The organism is Halomonas ramblicola (assembly GCF_030409215.1).
Classification (GTDB): domain Bacteria; phylum Pseudomonadota; class Gammaproteobacteria; order Pseudomonadales; family Halomonadaceae; genus Halomonas; species Halomonas ramblicola.
The window spans coordinates 261,593-278,382 of record NZ_JAUFPL010000017.1 but is presented as its reverse complement, the minus strand read 5'-3'; the positions used below and the strand labels follow the sequence as shown (position 1 = coordinate 278,382).

Annotated in this window: 14 protein-coding genes; 9 read left to right on the top strand and 5 right to left on the bottom strand. The window is 67.4% G+C overall.

Annotation, left to right across the window (positions count from 1 at the left end; translation table 11 throughout):
* Nucleotides 1-30 precede the first annotated feature (30 nt).
* Nucleotides 31-1,020: a formimidoylglutamase gene (hutG, locus tag QWY80_RS05705; protein ID WP_290229741.1), complete on the bottom strand. Its 990-nt coding sequence runs from the start codon at nt 1,018-1,020 to the stop codon at nt 31-33.
* Entirely contained in the window at nt 1,013-2,242 is a 1,230-nt protein-coding gene (hutI, locus tag QWY80_RS05700) for an imidazolonepropionase (RefSeq protein WP_290229740.1), read from the bottom strand. The genes hutG and hutI overlap by 8 nt, the downstream gene beginning before the upstream one ends.
* 278 nt (nt 2,243-2,520) lie before the next feature.
* Here hutI and QWY80_RS05695 point away from each other — a divergent pair, with 278 nt between their 5' ends.
* Entirely contained in the window at nt 2,521-3,891 is a 1,371-nt protein-coding gene (locus QWY80_RS05695; RefSeq protein ID WP_290229739.1) for a YjiH family protein, read from the top strand.
* Nucleotides 3,892-3,987: 96 nt separating this feature from the next.
* Here the strand turns inward: QWY80_RS05695 and hutC are convergent, their stop codons facing one another.
* Nucleotides 3,988-4,704: a histidine utilization transcriptional repressor HutC gene (gene hutC, locus QWY80_RS05690; RefSeq protein ID WP_290229738.1), complete on the bottom strand. Its 717-nt coding sequence runs from the start codon at nt 4,702-4,704 to the stop codon at nt 3,988-3,990.
* A gap of 175 nt (nt 4,705-4,879) precedes the next feature.
* Here hutC and QWY80_RS05685 point away from each other — a divergent pair, with 175 nt between their 5' ends.
* A complete protein-coding gene (locus tag QWY80_RS05685) occupies nt 4,880-7,897 on the top strand; it encodes a helix-turn-helix transcriptional regulator (RefSeq protein WP_290229737.1) in 3,018 nt (1,005 codons plus the stop codon).
* 13 nt (nt 7,898-7,910) lie between these two features.
* Here QWY80_RS05685 and QWY80_RS05680 read toward each other — a convergent pair whose 3' ends face one another.
* On the bottom strand, nt 7,911-8,168 hold the full coding sequence (locus QWY80_RS05680; protein ID WP_290229736.1) for a DUF4242 domain-containing protein: 258 nt from the start codon (nt 8,166-8,168) through the stop codon (nt 7,911-7,913).
* 275 nt (nt 8,169-8,443) lie between these two features.
* On the opposite strand from QWY80_RS05680, the gene QWY80_RS05675 reads away from it, so the two are divergent.
* The 7 genes from QWY80_RS05675 (at nt 8,444) to QWY80_RS05645 (ending at nt 15,370) form a co-directional block, all read left to right on the top strand.
* Nucleotides 8,444-8,926, top strand: a complete 483-nt coding sequence (locus QWY80_RS05675) for a hypothetical protein (protein ID WP_290229735.1) — start codon at nt 8,444-8,446, stop codon at nt 8,924-8,926.
* Between the two features lie 206 nt (nt 8,927-9,132).
* Nucleotides 9,133-10,035 (top strand): alpha/beta fold hydrolase, encoded by a 903-nt coding sequence (locus tag QWY80_RS05670; RefSeq protein WP_290229734.1) that lies wholly within the window; start codon nt 9,133-9,135, stop codon nt 10,033-10,035.
* A 15-nt stretch (nt 10,036-10,050) separates the two neighbouring features.
* Nucleotides 10,051-11,430: an FAD-binding oxidoreductase gene (locus tag QWY80_RS05665; RefSeq protein WP_290229733.1), complete on the top strand. Its 1,380-nt coding sequence runs from the start codon at nt 10,051-10,053 to the stop codon at nt 11,428-11,430.
* Nucleotides 11,431-11,574: 144 nt separating this feature from the next.
* The gene (locus QWY80_RS05660) at nt 11,575-12,399 is read left to right on the top strand and encodes an ABC transporter ATP-binding protein (protein ID WP_290229732.1); all 825 of its coding nucleotides are present in this window, start codon (nt 11,575-11,577) and stop codon (nt 12,397-12,399) included.
* Nucleotides 12,380-13,087: an ABC transporter ATP-binding protein gene (locus QWY80_RS05655; RefSeq protein ID WP_290229731.1), complete on the top strand. Its 708-nt coding sequence runs from the start codon at nt 12,380-12,382 to the stop codon at nt 13,085-13,087. The genes QWY80_RS05660 and QWY80_RS05655 overlap by 20 nt, the downstream gene beginning before the upstream one ends.
* Nucleotides 13,088-13,090: 3 nt before the next feature.
* Nucleotides 13,091-14,158, top strand: coding sequence for a branched-chain amino acid ABC transporter permease (locus tag QWY80_RS05650; protein WP_290229730.1), 1,068 nt, complete (start codon nt 13,091-13,093; stop codon nt 14,156-14,158).
* A 6-nt stretch (nt 14,159-14,164) separates the two neighbouring features.
* Complete coding sequence (locus QWY80_RS05645; protein WP_290229729.1) at nt 14,165-15,370, top strand: branched-chain amino acid ABC transporter permease; 1,206 nt, start codon at nt 14,165-14,167, stop codon at nt 15,368-15,370.
* A gap of 67 nt (nt 15,371-15,437) precedes the next feature.
* On the opposite strand, the gene QWY80_RS05640 is transcribed toward QWY80_RS05645, so the two are convergent.
* Nucleotides 15,438-16,763: an ABC transporter substrate-binding protein gene (locus tag QWY80_RS05640; protein WP_290229728.1), complete on the bottom strand. Its 1,326-nt coding sequence runs from the start codon at nt 16,761-16,763 to the stop codon at nt 15,438-15,440.
* Nucleotides 16,764-16,790 lie beyond the last annotated feature (27 nt).

The window sequence follows — 16,790 nt, the reverse complement described above, 5'->3', positions numbered from 1 at the left end:
CGTCTCCTGTGTCGTAGGGGCGGTATGGGTTCAGCGGACGTCCAGGGTCAGCTGGTGGATCAGGCGCGCCGCCGCGCGGGCGGTGCGGTTGTCGATATCGAAGTCGGGGTTGAGCTCGGCGAGGTCGGCCAGGCGCAACTTGCCGCTGTCGCGTACCGCCTCGATGAGCGGCTCGAGCAGGGCGAGCGGCACGCCGCGGGCGGCCGGGGCGCTGACCCCGGGGGCCTCGGCGGCCGGCAGCACGTCCAGGTCGAGGGTCAGGTAAAGGTGGTCGCAGCGCGCCATGAAGCGCTGCAGATCCCTGACGATGCCGTCGAGGCGCCGGGCGTCGATCTCGCGATCCTCGCGCACCAGGACGCCGAGCTCGGTCGCGCGGGCGAACAGCGCCCGGGTGTTGGCGGCGCGGCTCACCCCCAGGCAGGCGTAGCGGAAGGGCCAGCCGCGGTCCTGGCAGGCGTCGGCGATCTGGGCGAAGGGGGTGCCGGAGGAGCGCACATGCGCCGGATCGCGCAGATCGAAGTGGGCATCGAGGTTGATGATGCCGACCCTGGGGACCGTGTCGCCCCTGTTATCGGGATAACGCGCTTCCAGATGGCGGGCCAGCCCCGACCAGCTGCCGAAGGCCACCTCGTGGCCGCCGCCCAGGACGATGGGCAGGTGGCCGGCGCCGAGCAGGTCGGCGACGCGTTCGGCGAGCCGGGCCTGGGCGGTCTCCATGGCGTCGCCTTCGCAGGCGATATCGCCGGCGTCATAGGCCGGACCCTGACGGTGCCAGGCCAGTGGGGCCAGCGCCCGGCGCAGGGCCGCCGGGCCACCGGCGGCGCCGGGACGCCCCAGGTTGCGGGCCACGCCGGCATCGCAGGCGAAGCCGAGCAGGGCGGCGCCGGCGGGCCGGGCGAGGTCGTCCAGGGGGCGGATCGCCTGATGCCAGCGCAGGCTGTCCGGTTCGGGATCGGTGCGCCCGCTCCAGGCCGACATCTCGATGGTCGGCGCGGACTCGGTCATCGTCCTGTCAGTCATGGTCCGTCCCTCCCTGGCGTTCGCCCCGGCACCAGCGCTGACGTAGGCGGCCGGACTGCACCGCGTAGGCGAGTGCCGCCGGGGTGTCGGCATCCCACAGGCAGAGATCCGCCGCGGCGCCCTCGGCGATACGGCCCAGGCCCTGCTCGGCCAGCCCCAGGGCGCGGGCGCCGTGGGCGGTCATGCCGGCCAGCGCCTCCTGGGGCGTCAGGCGGAACAGGGTGCAGGCGAAGTTGAGCATCAGGGTCGGGTGGAAGATCGGCGAGCTGCCCGGGTTGGCGTCGGTGGCCACGGCCATGGGCACCCCGGCGTGGCGCAGTGCCGCGATGGGTGGCAGCCGGGTCTCGCGCAGGGTATGGAAGGCCCCGGGCAGCAGCACGGCGACGCTGCCGGCCTCGCGCAGGGCCGCCACGCCGGCCTCGTCCAGGTACTCGATATGGTCGGCGGAGAGCGCCCCGAAGCGGGCCGCCGCGGCGCTGCCGCCGAGGTTGGAGAGCTGCTCGGCATGGGCCTTGATGGGCAGGTCATGGGCACGGGCGGCCTCGAAGACCCGCTCGCACTGGGCTACCGAGAAGGCGATGCTCTCGCAGAAGACGTCCACCGCGTCGGCCAGGCCTTCGGCGGCCGCGGCGGGGATCATCTCCTCGCACACCAGGGCGATATAGCCGTCGCTGTCGTCCTTGAACTCCGGGGGCAGGGCATGGGCGCCGAGCAGGGTGGTGACCACCCGTACCGGCAGCGCCTCGCCCAGGCGGCGCGCCACGCGCAGCATCTTCAGCTCGTCGTCGACCGTCAGGCCGTAACCGGACTTGATCTCCACGGTGGTGACGCCTTCATTCATCAGCGCTTCCAGGCGTGGCCGGGCCTGGGCGAAGAGCTCGTCCTCGCTGGCCGCCCGGGTGGCCGCGACGGTGCTGAGGATGCCGCCGCCGCGACGGGCGATCTCCGCGTAGCTGATGCCTTCGAGGCGCTGCTCGAACTCGTCGGCCCGGGAGCCGCCGAACACCAGGTGGGTGTGGCAGTCCACCAGGCCCGGGGTCAGCACGCCGCCGCGGGCCATCTCCGCGCCGTCGGCCAGCTCGGCCTCGTCGACCTGGGCCATGGGGATCATCCGGGCGATGCGGTCGCCCTCGACGATCACCGCCATGGGCTCGGGCAGGGTGCGCAGGCCGTCGAAGACGTGGACGTCGCGCCACAGGCGACGCTGCATGGTGCTCTGCATGGGGCCTCCTCCTGGGTCGATGTAATGTATATACAAATAGATTAGCCCCGATCAGGCGCCATGTCATCCCCTCGCGAGGGGGAGCGTTGAGGCCTCTGGATGTCGTCCCGTCATGGGTGTTGCGCCTTTTATCCTCGTAAAAACAGTGAGTAAGGAGAATATTGGACCGGCGGCATGGGGGCGGGGACGCATACGGGATTAGACCAAGGTCTAGGCAAGGGGCCTGGTCGGCGATGAGGTGTTGTGGCTATTATATTGTATATACATAACGAGGCGGGATGCCGTTCTCCACCACCAGCCACCACGACACGAGAGGCGTGCCCATGGACACCCCGACCACCAGTTCGACCCGGCCGCGGCCCTGCGCCGCCACCGTTCTCAAGCTGCTCCTGCCCAGCGCCCTGGGCGTCCTGATCTTCTTCGTCCCGCTGGAACTGGCCGGGCGTCGCACCATCCTGCTCGACCATATGGTCACCGGTGCCCGCGACCTGTTGGGCGACGCCAGTGGGCTCTATGCCCTGGCGCTGATCGTGGCGGGCGCCGCCTACCCGCTGCTCAGGGGCACCTGGCGGCGCAGCCCGACCGAGCGCATCTTCACGCTGCTCAAGCTCGGCGGGGTGGCCGCGGCGCTGATGGCACTGACCGGCTGGGGGCCGGCCTTCCTGCATCAACCGGACATGCTGCCCTTCCTGTTCGACAAGCTGGTGATCCCGGTGGGGCTGATCGTGCCCATCGGTGCCATCTTCCTGGCACTGCTGATCGGCTACGGCCTGCTGGAGCTGGTCGGGGTGCTGGTGCAGCCAGTGATGCGCCCCGTCTGGCGGACCCCGGGGCGCAGCGCCATCGATGCCGTGGCCTCCTTCGTGGGCAGCTACTCCATCGGCCTGCTGATCACCAACCGGGTCTACCAGGCGGGGCAGTACTCGGCCCGGGAAGCGGCGATCATCGCCACCGGCTTCTCCACGGTCTCGGCGACCTTCATGATCATCGTCGCCCGCACCCTGGACCTGATGGGCGTGTGGAACCTCTACTTCTGGCTGACCCTGCTGATCACCTTCGTCGTCACCGCCATCACCGTGCGGCTGCCGCCGCTCTCGCGCATGGATGATCGCAAGACCGACGGCGAGCCGGAGGCGCTGCCCGGCCGGCGACTGGTCACCGCCTGGCACACCGGCCTGGCGGTCGCCGCCAGGGCTCCCGGCCTGCACCGCAGCGTGGCGCTGAACTTCAGGGAGGGGCTGGTGATGGCCATCAGCATCCTGCCGTCGATCATGTCGGTGGGCCTGCTGGGGCTGCTCGCCGCCAAGTACACGCCGCTGTTCGAGTGGCTGGGCTGGTTCTTCTATCCCTTCGTGGCGGTGTGGGGGCTGGAGGATGCTGCGGCGCTGGCCCAGGCCGCCGCCTCGGGGCTGGCCGAGATGTTCCTGCCGGCCCTGCTGATGGGCGAGGCCGAGTTCGTGGCACGCTTCGCCGCCGGGGTGGTGTCGGTCTCCGCGGTGCTGTTCTTCTCTGCGTCGATTCCCTGCATCCTCGCCACCCGCATCCCGCTCACGGTGGGGCGCATGCTGGTGGTGTGGTTCATCCGGGTGGCGCTCAGCCTGACCCTGGCGGTGCCCACGGGGTACCTGGTGCAGGCCCTGGCCGGCTGAGCCAGGGTCGCGGCTCGGTCGACCGTCGCGAGGCCGGGGCACTCCCGGCCTCGCGGGCGTTTGCGGGGGACTCGCCGAGCGTGGGGGCGAGTGGCCTCAGGAGGCCCGGCGGTGCACCGAGGAACGCAGCTTGTAGCGGTCGCCGGGGTGTATCAACCGGGCATAGCTGATCAGGTGTTCCCCGGACCAGGTGCGGCGGACCATGCTCAGGCAGGGAGTGGCGGTGTCGATGGCCAGCCACTCGGCGGTGCGCGCATCCACCAACACCGCCTCGACGATATGCTCGATATCGGTGATCGGGCAGGCAGCCACCAGCACCTCGTTGGGGGTGTGGCGGCTGAAGTCGGTCTCCAGGTAATCCGGTACCCAGCGCGGATTGACGTAGCGGTTCTCCAGCTGGATCGGCACGCCGTCCTCGTGGTGCACCAGCAGGGTGTGGAAGACCCGGCTGCCCAGGCGCATGCCCAGGCGCAGCGCTACCTCGTCGTCGGCCTCGATGGCCTCGCGGGTCAAGACCTCGTTGCGGTAGTCGTGGCCCCGGCCACGCACCTCCTCGGCGATGTTGTGGACGTCGAGCAGCGGCGATTCCGCCTTGCGGTCGGTGACGAAGGTGCCGAGTCCCGGCTGGCGGGTCAGGTAGCCCTTCTGCACCAGGTCGCGAATCGCCTTGTTGGCGGTCATGCGGCTGACGCCGAAGTCCCGGGCCAGCTGCTCCTCCGGCGGGATCTGGTGGTGCGCCGGCCAGTCGCCGCCCTGGATCCTCTCCAGGAGATGCTGCTGGATCTGCAGGTAGAGAGGAGGAGAACTGCCCATGGTCTGCGTTGAGTCCTTTCGCCGGGAGTGGAGTGGGGGACGACGCATCCAGTTTACCCGCAGCGGGGCGCCCCGGCATCCCGTGCGATGCCTGGTCGAACTTGGGGCGACCCCGCGGGATACGGTTAAGCTAGGCTGACAAGATAAATAATCGTTCAGCTCTGCGAGCGACGTCATGCGGTGTCACCACTGTGGTTGGGTCAATCGTGAGGAGGCGGCGTTCTGTGACGAATGCGGCGCGGCCTTGGCAGGCCTCGCAGTGCCGCAGACTGGCTTCATCGGACGCCAGGCCGAGCTGGCCGCCCTCGATGCCGCGATGCAGCAGAGCTGCGCCGGGCAGGGGCGGATAGTGCTGCTCAGTGGTGACCCCGGCATCGGCAAGACGCACACCGCGCAGGAATTCGCCACTCGGGCCGAGCAGCAGGGGATGCGGGTGTTCTGGGGCCGCTGCTACGAGGAGCCGGGTGCACCGCTGTACTGGCCCTGGCTGCAGCTGCTGCGCGGCTGGCTGGAGGAGGCCGACGCGGCCCTGTCGGGTGAAATTCCGGATAGTGATGCCGGCGTGATCGCCGAACTGCTACCGGAACTCCGGCAGCGCCTGCCTGACCTGATAGAGCCGCCGCCCATCGAGGATCCTGCCCAGGCCCGCTTTCGGCTGCTCGATACCCTCACGCGGTTCTGGCAACGGGCCGCACGGCACCAGCCGCTGGTCCTGATTCTGGACGACCTGCACTGGGTCGATACCGCCTCGCTCAAGCTGCTGGAATTCCTGGCTCGGGAGATCGCGACCAGCCCCCTGCTGCTGCTCGGCAGCTTCCGTGATAACGAGCTGAGGCGTCAGCATCCGCTCTCCGACACCCTCGGTGAACTGTCCCGTCTGTCCCACTGCCAGCGCCTGCCGCTGAGCGGCATGTCGCGCGATGAAACCGAACGGTTCCTCGGCTCGCTGGCCGGGGACCTCCCGCTGACTGCCGTAGCGACAGCGATATACCAGCACAGCGAAGGCAATCCGCTGTTCATGCGTGAGCTGTCCCGCCACCTGTTGCAAGAAGGCCTGCCTGCTGACGGGGTGGTGCCACGCATCCCGGCGGGCATCCGCGAGATCATCGGGCAGCGTTTGAACCGGCTGTCGCGCGATTGTAATCGTTTGCTGGGCATGGCCGCGGTGATCGGCCGGCGCTTCGAACTCGAGCTGCTGGCCGGCCTGGCGCTGCCGGAAACCGAGTTACTGGACATACTGGACGAGGCGTTGGAGGCGCACATCGTCGAGGCGCTGCCACAACCGGGCCGCTTCCAGTTCAGTCATGCCCTGGTTCGGGAAACCCTATACGAGGAGCTATCGACCACCCGACGAATGCGCCTGCATCGACAGGCCGGTGAGCAGTTGGAAACGCTGCACCGACACGATCTACAGACCCGTCTGCCGGAGCTCGCCCACCACTTCGCCGAGGCCGCCCCCGCCGGCACGGCCGAAACGGCGATCGACTATGCCCAACGGGCCGGCGCCCGGGCCGATACGCTGCTGGCCTACGAGGAAGCGGTGCATTTCTACCATCTGGCCCTGCAACTGCAGGAGCAGTACCTGACACAGGACAGCGAACGTCGCTGCCGCTTGCTGCTGGCCCTGGCGGAAGCCCGCAACCGGGCCGGCGGGCGTGCCGATGAATCCCTGAATATCTTCGTGCAGGCCGCCGAACTGGCTCGCCACGCGGACCCGGTCGCTGACTGGGCCGTCGCCATGCTGGCCCGAGCCGCCCTCGGCTACGAGAGCGTCGGCTGGCGGATCGGTCGTCACGGCGATCAGGCGGTCGCCCTGCTGGAGGAAGCACTGGCGGCCCTGGAGCCATCGGCGGAGCGTCTTCGGGCCGAGCTGTTGGCAGCGCTGTGTCGGGCCAATATCTACTGCGACCGGCCCCAGGCTGCCCATGCGGCGCTCCAACAGGCGACCAGGCTGGCGCGCCGACTGGGTGATCCACTCACCCTGTTCGAGGCTCTCAGCGCCATCGTTCCGGCACGCTCGTGGCCGGAACACCTGGATGAGCGCCTGGCCGCAGCACGCGAGGCTCTCGAGCTGGTGTCCCAGGCGGGGCACCCGGAATGGGCGGTCGGCGACATGACCGGCTGGTACATCGGGGATCTGATGGAATACGGCGACATCGACAGTGCCCGGGCCGTGCTCGAACTGCACATGCGAGTGGCCAATGCCTGGCGACAGCCCTTTTTGCAGGCCGTCGGCCTGAGTGCCCAGTCTATGTTGACCACTCACCGGGGACGCTTCGCCGAGGCCGAGCAGCAAGCGCGGGAAAACCTGATCGTGGGCCGGCGCTTTTCCCCGGACCATGCCGAGGGAGTGTTCGGCATGCAGATGTTCACCTTGCGCCGGGAGCAGGGCCGGCTGGGCGAGCTGCAGCCGGCACTGCGTCATTTCGTGCGGAATACTCCCGAGGCGGCGGCATGGCGACCGGGGCTGGCCGTGCTGTACGCCGACCTGGAACTGGTGGAGGAGGCTCGCATCGAGTTCAAGTACCTCATGACCGATGAGCTCAAGGCCGTTGCCCGCGATGCCATGTGGTCGACCAGTATCACCTACCTGGCAGAGGTCTGTGCCCGTCTCGACGAGGCCGAGTATGCCCCCACCCTGTACCGCTTTCTGCTGCCCTATGTCGGCCGCAACATCGTCTCCGGCGCCCATACTGCCTGCTACGGATCGGCAGACCGGTTTCTCGGCATGCTGGCGGTCACCCTGAAGCAGTGGGACACCGCCGAGCGCCACTTCCAGACCGCACTGGCCATGGATGAACGCACCGGGGGATGGCCCTGGCTGGCCCACGATCGATACCACTACGCCCGTTTGCTGGCGCAACGCAAGCAACCCGAGCCGGCGCGGGCACTGGTGGAAGCGGCGTTGCTGACCGCCCACGAACTCGGTATGGGGGAGTTGGCACGGCGCTGTGACGCGTTACGGGAAACTCTCTCGACCCGACCGGTCTATCCGGACGGATTGAGCCGGCGGGAGGTACAGGTGCTGAAGTTACTCGCCGCAGGGCGCAGCAACCGTGCGGTGGCCGAACGGCTGTATGTCAGCCCCAATACCGTCGCCAATCATGTACGCAACATCCTGGCCAAGACCCACACCGCCAACCGCACCGAGGCGGCGGCCTACGCCATCCGGCATGGCCTGGTGGAAGAGTAGGTGGATATTTCCTTCACCTGAAGGCCGAGGGGTTGATCTGGTCGACCTCGACGATCACGTCGGCCGGTACCCCAGCTCGCCTTGCTGCCTCGCGGATGGCCTCGGGATCCGTGGCTTCATAGAGGCAGTAGGTCTTCTTCTTGTCGGAACTGAGAAAGGAGTATAGCCAGTGGACCCCGATCTCCTGATTGATCTCGGTGACTTCCCTTACCGAGTCGGTGGTGAATTCGAGCTGTTCGGCAAAATTCCGCTCGATAAGAAACAAGGGCATGGGTCATTCCTTCCTAGGGGAGATAAAGTGCGAATGGCTTTTTCACTATAGGCCAATCGAGGAGTAGGGAACTTGCAACATTCGCGCGGATAGACGTGAGACGGGTGAGCATTCGTCATGGCTCGACTCGATGGCCAACCCTGACCATTCGAGGTGTCGTAAATAGGACCGGAAAATGATCCGTCCTGTCGATGTCATGGAGATGGTCGCCCCCTAGGCTGATTGACACGTCGGTAAGCGACAGACGTGTCATCCAGTCTTAGGAGAATAATGCCATGAAAACTATTACTGTCATCTGTGCCATGGTTATTGCTTTGGTACTTGCCTCCGAGGTGGCCGCCGAGCAGATATTGAAGCCCATCCATGCCTATCGACTGGGAGGTGATGACCAACGTGCGGTGCTGTATTACGCCGAACGGGGAGGCGGGCATGAAGTTGTCACCACCTGGGTGGGTGAAGAGGAGGTGCAGATGCGCCATATCGCCTACCTCGAGCCCGGCCAGCGCTATACCCTGTCACTGATCGGTCTCGGACTGCCGGTGCAGTTCACCGTGCGCAACGATGCGGGCCAAGTGGTCATGGTGGGCACGCCTGAGACGCCGGCCTATGCACAGCGGTGCAGTGGGCCCGAGAATGCCTATCCGACCCCACTGCAGCGCCTGGTCCTCTGCCCGCGCGGCCAAAGGATAGAAAGTGATGGCCATCAAGCGCCTCAGCTTACTGCCAGTGGGCGAGGAAGCGCAGTCATCGGTGAATGATCGGGTCAAGAGTCTCCAGCGAAATACACGACCCCAGAAGGCCGTGTATTTCGCTGTCATTGCGTTGCGATAGTCGATTCTGACTATTTTTCCGATTGGGTGCCGGCTTGAGAATAGTCGACCTTGTCGATGTGGTCTCCCGACATTGCACTCTAGACTGCCCTTATAATGCATGATCGATCGATTGGATCGAAGGGGAGAGTGTCATGTGCCGATGGTTGACTTGTTCGTTAGTGATGGCTGCCCTGGCGCTTGCCGTGTCATCGGCCGCCTTGTCCGCCGAGCAGACCCGCACCGTCGAGGTCAACGGCGTCACCCTGCCCTATGTCGACGAGGGGAAAGGCAAACCTGTCGTGTTCGTGCCTTCTGCGATTGCCGATCACCGGGTCTGGGAACCGTACCGCGAGGCCATCGCCAGCGAGCACCGTTTCATCGCCTATACCAAGCGCTATTTCGGCACCGAGCCCTGGCCGGACGACGGCGAGCGGTTCTCCACCGAGACCCATGCCGCCGACCTGGCCGCCTTCATCCGGGCGCTGGATGCCGGGCCGGTCTATCTGGTCACCTGGTCATTTGGTGGCATGCTGGCCCCTCTGGTGGCTCTGGAGAATCCGGAACTGGTGCGTGGCATGGTGCACTACGAACCCTTTATCCCCTCACTGCTCGCCGAGCTGCCGGAGGAAATGCAAGCTGCAATCGCTGAAGATAACAACAAGTACGGTCCTGCCATGGAGGCCCTGGAGACCGGCGATGAAGTTGAGGCCACCAAGCTGTTCATCGAGGCCGTGTTCCAGCGTTCAGCGGGCGGCTTCGAGCAGGTACCCGAGTATATGCAGACCATATATCTGGACAACGCCCGCACGGTACCGCTCCAGATGAGTATGTCGCGGCCTGCCATCAGCTGCGATGATCTGGCGACCCTCGAGCAACCGACCCTGATCCTCAAGGGCGAGTACAGCGACCTCTTCTACGAGTCGGTTGCCGGCACCATGGCGCAGTGCCAGCCCCAGGCCGAGCTGGGGGTGATTCCCGGCGTCAATCATGACGGAACCTTCAATGCCGTCGAGGACTTCACCGCCGCCATTCTCGATTTTCTGGCCGAGCATTGAGAGGAGGGCACTGCCATGAGCACTGATATCGCACGGGATACCTTCCAGGCTACCTTGCGTGGCGCATTGCTCCAGGCCGGGGATCCCGACTACGAGCCGGCCCGCCGGCTCTACAACGGCATGATCGACAAGCGCCCGCGGCTGATCGCCCGTTGCGGGAACGTTGGCGACGTGATCCGTGCGGTCCACTTCGCCCGCGAGCAGGGGCTGCCCCTGGCGGTGCGCGGCGGCGGCCACAACGGCGCCGGGCTGGGCGGCTGCGACGACGGCCTGGTGATCGATCTCTCGGCCCTGCGGGGCATCCGCATCGATCCCGCCATGCGCACCGCCCGGGTCGAGGGGGGCTGCACCTGGGGCGATGTGGACCACGCCACCCACGCCTTCGGGCTGGCCACGGTCAGCGGTATCATCTCCACCACCGGGGTGGGCGGCCTCACCCTGGGCGGCGGCCATGGCCATCTGAGCCGTCGGTACGGGCTGACCATCGACAACCTGCTGGAGGCCGACCTGGTGCTGGCCGACGGGCGCTTCGTCACCGTGAGCGAGACCCAGCATCCGGCGCTGTTCTGGGCCATCCGCGGCGGCGGCGGCAACTTCGGCGTGGCGACCTCCTTCCTGTTCCAGCTGCATCCGGTGAACATCGTGAACGCCGGCCCGACGCTCTGGGAGCTGGAACACTCGGCCGCGGTACTGCGCTGGTACCGCGACTTCATCCCCAATGCCCCCGAATCGCTGAATGGCTTCTTCGCCTTCCTGAGCGTACCGCCGGGGCCGCCGTTCCCCGAGCACCTGCACAATAGACGGATGTGTGGCGTCGTCTGGTGCCATACCGGATCGGCAACCGAGGCCGATAAGCTGCTTGCAGCAGTGCACGAACCCGCCGCACCGGCACTGCACGGCGTCCAGCCCATGCCATACCCAATGTTGCAGGGCGCCTTCGATGAACTCTATCGACCCGGATTGCAATGGTACTGGCGTGGCGATTTCGTCACCGAGCTCAGCGATACGGTCATCGAACGCCATGTGGAGTTCGCCGAGGTACCGACGCCGCTGTCGACCATGCACCTGTATCCGGTCGACGGCGCGGTACACCGGGTTGGGCGTAACGATACCGCCTTCAGCTACCGCGAGGCGAAGTGGTCCGAAGTCATCGTCGGCGTCGATCCCGATCCCGCCAACAAGGAAAGGATCACCCAGTGGACCAGGGACTACTGGGACGCCTTGCACCCCTATTCCTCGGGTGGCGGCTATGTGAACTTCATCATGGACGACGAGGGCCAGGAGCGAGTTCGGGCCACTTACCGCGACAACTACGCGCGGTTGGCACGCATCAAGGCCGAGTACGATCCCGACAACCTGTTCAGGATCAATCACAACATACCGCCGGTGGGCTAACACGCACCGGCCGGAGCGCTTGTCGAGGGCGGGCTTTCCGGCGCTCCTTCATGCCGGACCCTGTTCGACACCCCCCGGGGGCTTTGCTAACGTCAAGTGAGGTCTGCGTGCCTCTCCTTCCGATCGCGACTGGAGCCGTTGCGGATGGCGACCACCCCCTCGGACGCAAGCGATACCGCCGATACCACCAGGCCGTTGCTGGAGGTGAGCCGCCTCATCATGGACTTCGGCGGCCTGCGTGCCCTGGACGGGGCCTCCCTCGACGTCCGGCCGGGGACCATCACCGGACTGATCGGGCCCAACGGGGCGGGCAAGACCACCCTCTTCAATGTCGTAGCCGGCGTCTACGAGCCGCGTGCCGGGCGCGTCTACCTCGACGGCGACGATATCACCGGCCTGCCGCCGCACCGCATCTTTGCCCGCGGCCTGTGCCGGACCTTCCAGATCCCCCGGGAGCACGCCAGTCTGTCGGTGCTGGAGAACCTGATGCTGGTACCGCGTCACCAGGCCGGCGAGAGCTTCCTCACCAGCCTGCTGCGGCCGGGGCGGGTGCGAGAGGAGGAGCAGGCCCACCGGCGCCACGCCGAGGAGGTGCTGGCCTTCCTCGACCTCTCGCATCTGGCCCAGGAGTATGCCCGCAACCTCTCCGGCGGCCAGAAGAAGCTGCTCGAGCTGGCCCGGACGCTGATGGCCGAGCCCAAGCTGGTGCTGCTCGACGAGCCGGGTGCCGGGGTCAACCCCACCCTCATGGGCCGCCTGGTGGAGAACATCGAACGCCTCAATCGCGAGCGGGACATCACCTTCCTGATCATCGAGCACGACATGGACCTGATCATGCGCCTTTGCGATCCGGTGATCGTGATGAGCGAGGGGCGCTACCTGATGGAGGGATCGCCCGCGGAGGTGCGCCGCGATCCCCGCGTCCTGGAGGCCTACCTGGGAGGCCAGTATGCCGCTGCTGGAGGCTGAGGGGATCACCGCCGGTTACGGCGACATGGAAATCCTGCATGACGTCGACCTGCGGGTGGAGGAGGGGGAGATCGTCTCGCTGATCGGCCCCAATGGGGCGGGGAAATCGACCCTCATGAAGACCGTCTTCGGTCTGCTCAGGCCCCGTGCCGGGACCATCCTCTACCGTGGGCGGCCGATCCACGGCCGCAAGCCCCACGAGATCGTCACCCTGGGCCTGTGCTACGTGCCCCAGGTCGCCAACGTCTTCGTCACCCTGACGGTGGAGGAGAACCTCGATATGGGGGGCTACCTGCTCGATGAGCGGGAACTCCCGCGGCGCCGCGAACGGGTCTACGACTTCTTCCCCAAGCTGCGCGAGCGCCGTCGCCAGCGGGCGGGCAAGATGTCCGGCGGCGAGCGCCAGATGGTGGCCATGGGCAGCGCCCTGATGCTGGAGCCGGACCTGCTGCTGCTGGACGAGCCGTCGGCCGGGCTGTCGCCCAGGCTGGTGGAGGAGATCTTCGACAACATTCGCCGTATCAATGCCGCCGGCCTGGCCGTGCTCATGGTCGAGCAGAACGCCCGCAAGTCGCTGGAGATGGCGCATCGCGGCTATGTGCTGGCCAACGGTGCGAATCGCCAGGACGGGACGGGGCAGGCGCTGCTCGCCGACCCCGACGTGGCACGCCTGTATCTGGGGGGATGAGCGATGGCCGTACCCGATATCCGGCGGGGAACCGCCGCCGACGACCAGCGTCGCCCCGGGGAGCGCCTGCGGGCGGTGATCCGCACCCGGGTCTTCCTGCTCGTCAGCCTGGTGGCGGTGCTGGTCGCCATGTACCTCGCCGGACTGGCCGCAGGGGCCGGGGGGCTGCGTCTGCTGGCGCTGACCGCCTGGGGGCTGATGCTCGGCGGCGTCATCGCCCTGGGCAGCATCGGCCTGTCGCTGGTCTATGGGGTGATGAAGTTCCCCAATTTCTCCCACGGCGCCCTGGTCACCCTGGGTGCCTACGTGAGCTTCTCGGTGATGCACCTGCTGCCCCCCGGGTCGACGTTGCGTCCCTTGTCCTTCGGCTACGAATTCCTGGTGGCGCTGGTCGTCGCCATGCCGGTGGTGGGGCTGGTGGCGCTGGCCATCGACCGGGTGGTGTACCGCCGCCTGAGGCGCACCGGCGCCCACCTGGTGTTCTTCGCCATGGCCTCCCTGGCGATGGCCTTCTTCCTGCGCAGCCTGATTTACCTGATCTGGGGGCCCGATTTCCACTTCTATTATCCGGGGCAGGCCAATCCCGCGCTCCAGCTGCCGTTGGGCATTCGCATCCGCGCCGACCAGCTGTTCATCCTGGCGCTAGCCTTCGTGCTGGTCGGCGCCGTCTATGGCCTGCTGGCTCGGACCCGCCTGGGCAAGGCGATGCGCGCCACCGCCGACAATCCCGACCTCGCCCAGATCCGCGGGATCGATACCGAGCGTGTCATCGCCTGGACCTGGATGCTCGGCGGCGGCCTCGCCGCCGCCGGTGGGGTCATGTATGGCCTCAGCTCGCAGCTTCGCCCGGAGATGGGCTTCTGGCTGCTGTTGCCGATGTTCGCGGCGTCCATCATGGGGGGGATCGGCAATCCCCAGGGGGCCCTGTTGGCGGCGCTGATCATCGGTATCGCCCATCAGGTGTCGACGTCCTTCCTCGATCCCACCTATGGCCCCGCGGTGGCCTTCGTGCTGATGGTGCTGACGCTGCTCATCCGCCCCCAGGGGCTGCTCGGTCGCACAGAGGGGTGATCCGCCATGTCTCAGGTGCTATTCCTCAAGGGGTTGATGCTGGGGATCGCCCTGGCCTTCCTGCTGCCCATCCTCCTGCCACCCGGGCCCAGGTGGCGGGTGCCCGGCGGGATCCTGCTGGGGCTCGCCGCCGGCCTGGGCATCGCGGCGAGCGTGCCGCCGGGGTATCTCTCCTACCTCGTCGGTTTCCTGACCATGGCGAGCCTCTATGGCCTGCTCGCCTTGGGCCTGAACACCCAGTGGGGCTACACCGGCCACCTGAACTTCGGGGTGGCGGGCTTCTTTGCGGTGGGCGCCTTCACCTCGGCGCTGGTTACCATCGAGGCGCCCAGCGGCCTGGCCGCCCAGTACACCCAGGTGCTGTTCGGTCTGGAGATGCCGTTCCTGGTCGGGGTGCTCGCCGCGGCGCTGGTCTCGGGGGTGGTGGCGCTGATCGTGGCAGTGCCGGTGCTGCGCCTGCGCCTGGACTTCCTGGCCATCGCCACCATCGGCGTGGCCGAGATCATCCGCCTGGTCTTCCAGAACGAGCGCTGGCTGGCCAACGGCCCCCAGCCGCTGCGCGGCATACCCCAGCCGGGGCGTTGCCTGTTCGAGTCCCGTCCCTGCGAATGGCTCCCCGACTCCCTGGCATGGGTCGTCGAGCCCTTGAGCACCCGGGACTATACCGCCTTCTACCTGATGGTCGTGGCGGCCTTCCTGGCGCTCGGCTATGCGCTGATCGAGCGCGCCTGCCGATCGCCCTGGGGACGCATGCTGAGGGCGGTGCGTGACGAGGAGGCCTCGGCGGCCATGAACGGCAAGAATGTCCCCTTCGCGAGGATCCAGGCGTTCGTGGTCGGTGCCATGGTCATGGGCGTCGCCGGGGCCCTGTACGCGCACTACACCGTGGCCATCGACTACAGCCATTTCCATGCGCTGTTCGGGACCTTCCTCGTCTGGATCATGCTGATGCTGGGCGGCAGCGGCAACCACCGCGGGGCCATCCTGGGGGCGATCCTGGTGTGGGGCGTGTGGGCGGGCACGGCCTTCCTGGCCAATGCCCTGGAGCCGGTGCTGGCGGCCATCCACCCGGAACTGCCGGGCCGTGCCCAGTACGTCCGTTGGCTGCTGGTGTCGCTGCTGCTGGCCGCCGTGGTGCTGTTCCGGCCCCAGGGACTGCTGCCCGAGGAGATGCGGGTCTCCAACTACCTGCGTGGGCCGCGCGGCCGGTGAGCCGATGCCGTGAACGCAAGGGCGGGGTCTGGGACGGACCCCGCCGGTCGTGGCGGTTTCGGGACGATCACTCCTCGGGGATCTCGTCCGGCGAGCGAATGACCAGGGTCTCGCTGCCGCCGTCGCGGAACTCCCAGATGGCGATGGGGGTGAGGACGTCGCCGTTGTCGTCGAAGTCCACCGGGCCGGCCGCGCCGCTGTACTGGACGTCCTCGCCGGCCATGATGGCCTCGATGCCGGCCACCAGGCTGTCGGCATCGCCCGCGGTGATGGTCGTGCCGGGGCCGTTGGCGACCTCGCGCAGGCGGTCGCGCAGCACCGGGCCGGTGATCTCCTCGGCGGTCTCGAAGCCGTCCGCATAGGCCTTCACCGCCGCCAGGCCGATGACGATCGCCGCGTCATAGGCGGACTCGGTGAACGGCGGGATGCGGTCGTGCCCGAACTCGGCCATGAACTGCTCGGAGAAGTTCTGGAAGCCCGGGATGCTGGGATCCTGGCCGGGGGCCGTGCCGATCATGCCCTCGACGGTGTCGGCGCCCAGTGCCTCGATGACCTCGTCGGAGCGGTTGCCGTCGACGAACTGCCAGGCCACGGGGTCGAAGAGGTCCCGGGCCTCGGCCAGGAAGGTGGCGGAATGCGCCGGATAGCTGGCCGCGAAGAGCAGGTCGGGCTCGTCCTGCAGCGCCGAGGCGAGCTGCGAGGTGTAGGTCGGCTGGACCTCCTCGGGATGCGGCACCTGGGCGTGGACCACCCCGCCGCGCAGCTGGAAGGAGCGGGCGAAGGCGTTGGAGAGGCCCTGGCCGTAGGGGTTGTTGATGAAGATGGTCGAGGCGCTGTCGAACTGGTAGTCGTCGAGGATCTCGCCGGCCACGAGCTGGGCGGCTACCACCCCCTGCAGGGCGTCGGAGGCCGTGGTCCGGAACAGCAGGTCGGCGTCGCGGTCCTCGGGGAGCACCGAGATCAGCGGCGACGTCGAGCCGTTGGAGACCTGCAGGACCTCCGAGGGAATGGTCACGGAGGTGGAGACGGCGACCGTCACGCCGCTGGACCAGCCGCCGATGATGGCCGGTACGCCGTGTACCTCGACCAGCCCGCGGGCGGCCTCGATGGCCGGGCTGGGCAGGGTCGCGCTGTCCTCGGCGATATGATCGCCGATGATGGCGCCGCCGAGCGCCGATTCGGTCGCGGCGTTGATGTGCTGGATGCCCAGGGCCGCGCCATCGCGGTAGTACTCGCCGAACTCGGCGCCCGCTCCCGTGAAGGGCGCGATCTGGCCCAGGGGGATCGATGGCGGTTGGGCGAGGGCGGCGGTGGCGACGCCGAGGGTCAAGGTCAGCACGCCGACCGTCCGGATGCCGGTGGCCGATGTGGCCGTGGAATGACGTTTCGTCATGACTGCTCCCTCCGTTGCGGCACGGTT

Excerpts from the sequence above, each read along its gene's own strand:
- QWY80_RS05695 (WP_290229739.1), top strand. The coding sequence starts at position 2,521 with ATGCCGTTCTCCACCACCAGCCACCACGACACGAGAGGCGTGCCCATG.
- QWY80_RS05670 (WP_290229734.1), top strand. The coding sequence starts at position 9,133 with ATGTGCCGATGGTTGACTTGTTCGTTAGTGATGGCTGCCCTGGCGCTT.
- hutI (WP_290229740.1), bottom strand. The coding sequence starts at position 2,242 with ATGCAGAGCACCATGCAGCGTCGCCTGTGGCGCGACGTCCACGTCTTC.
- QWY80_RS05675 (WP_290229735.1), top strand. The coding sequence starts at position 8,444 with ATGAAAACTATTACTGTCATCTGTGCCATGGTTATTGCTTTGGTACTT.
- QWY80_RS05660 (WP_290229732.1), top strand. The coding sequence starts at position 11,575 with ATGGCGACCACCCCCTCGGACGCAAGCGATACCGCCGATACCACCAGG.
- hutG (WP_290229741.1), bottom strand. The coding sequence starts at position 1,020 with ATGACTGACAGGACGATGACCGAGTCCGCGCCGACCATCGAGATGTCG.
- QWY80_RS05640 (WP_290229728.1), bottom strand. The coding sequence starts at position 16,763 with ATGACGAAACGTCATTCCACGGCCACATCGGCCACCGGCATCCGGACG.
- QWY80_RS05655 (WP_290229731.1), top strand. The coding sequence starts at position 12,380 with ATGCCGCTGCTGGAGGCTGAGGGGATCACCGCCGGTTACGGCGACATG.
- QWY80_RS05650 (WP_290229730.1), top strand. The coding sequence starts at position 13,091 with ATGGCCGTACCCGATATCCGGCGGGGAACCGCCGCCGACGACCAGCGT.
- QWY80_RS05685 (WP_290229737.1), top strand. The coding sequence starts at position 4,880 with ATGCGGTGTCACCACTGTGGTTGGGTCAATCGTGAGGAGGCGGCGTTC.
- hutC (WP_290229738.1), bottom strand. The coding sequence starts at position 4,704 with ATGGGCAGTTCTCCTCCTCTCTACCTGCAGATCCAGCAGCATCTCCTG.
- QWY80_RS05645 (WP_290229729.1), top strand. The coding sequence starts at position 14,165 with ATGTCTCAGGTGCTATTCCTCAAGGGGTTGATGCTGGGGATCGCCCTG.
- QWY80_RS05665 (WP_290229733.1), top strand. The coding sequence starts at position 10,051 with ATGAGCACTGATATCGCACGGGATACCTTCCAGGCTACCTTGCGTGGC.
- QWY80_RS05680 (WP_290229736.1), bottom strand. The coding sequence starts at position 8,168 with ATGCCCTTGTTTCTTATCGAGCGGAATTTTGCCGAACAGCTCGAATTC.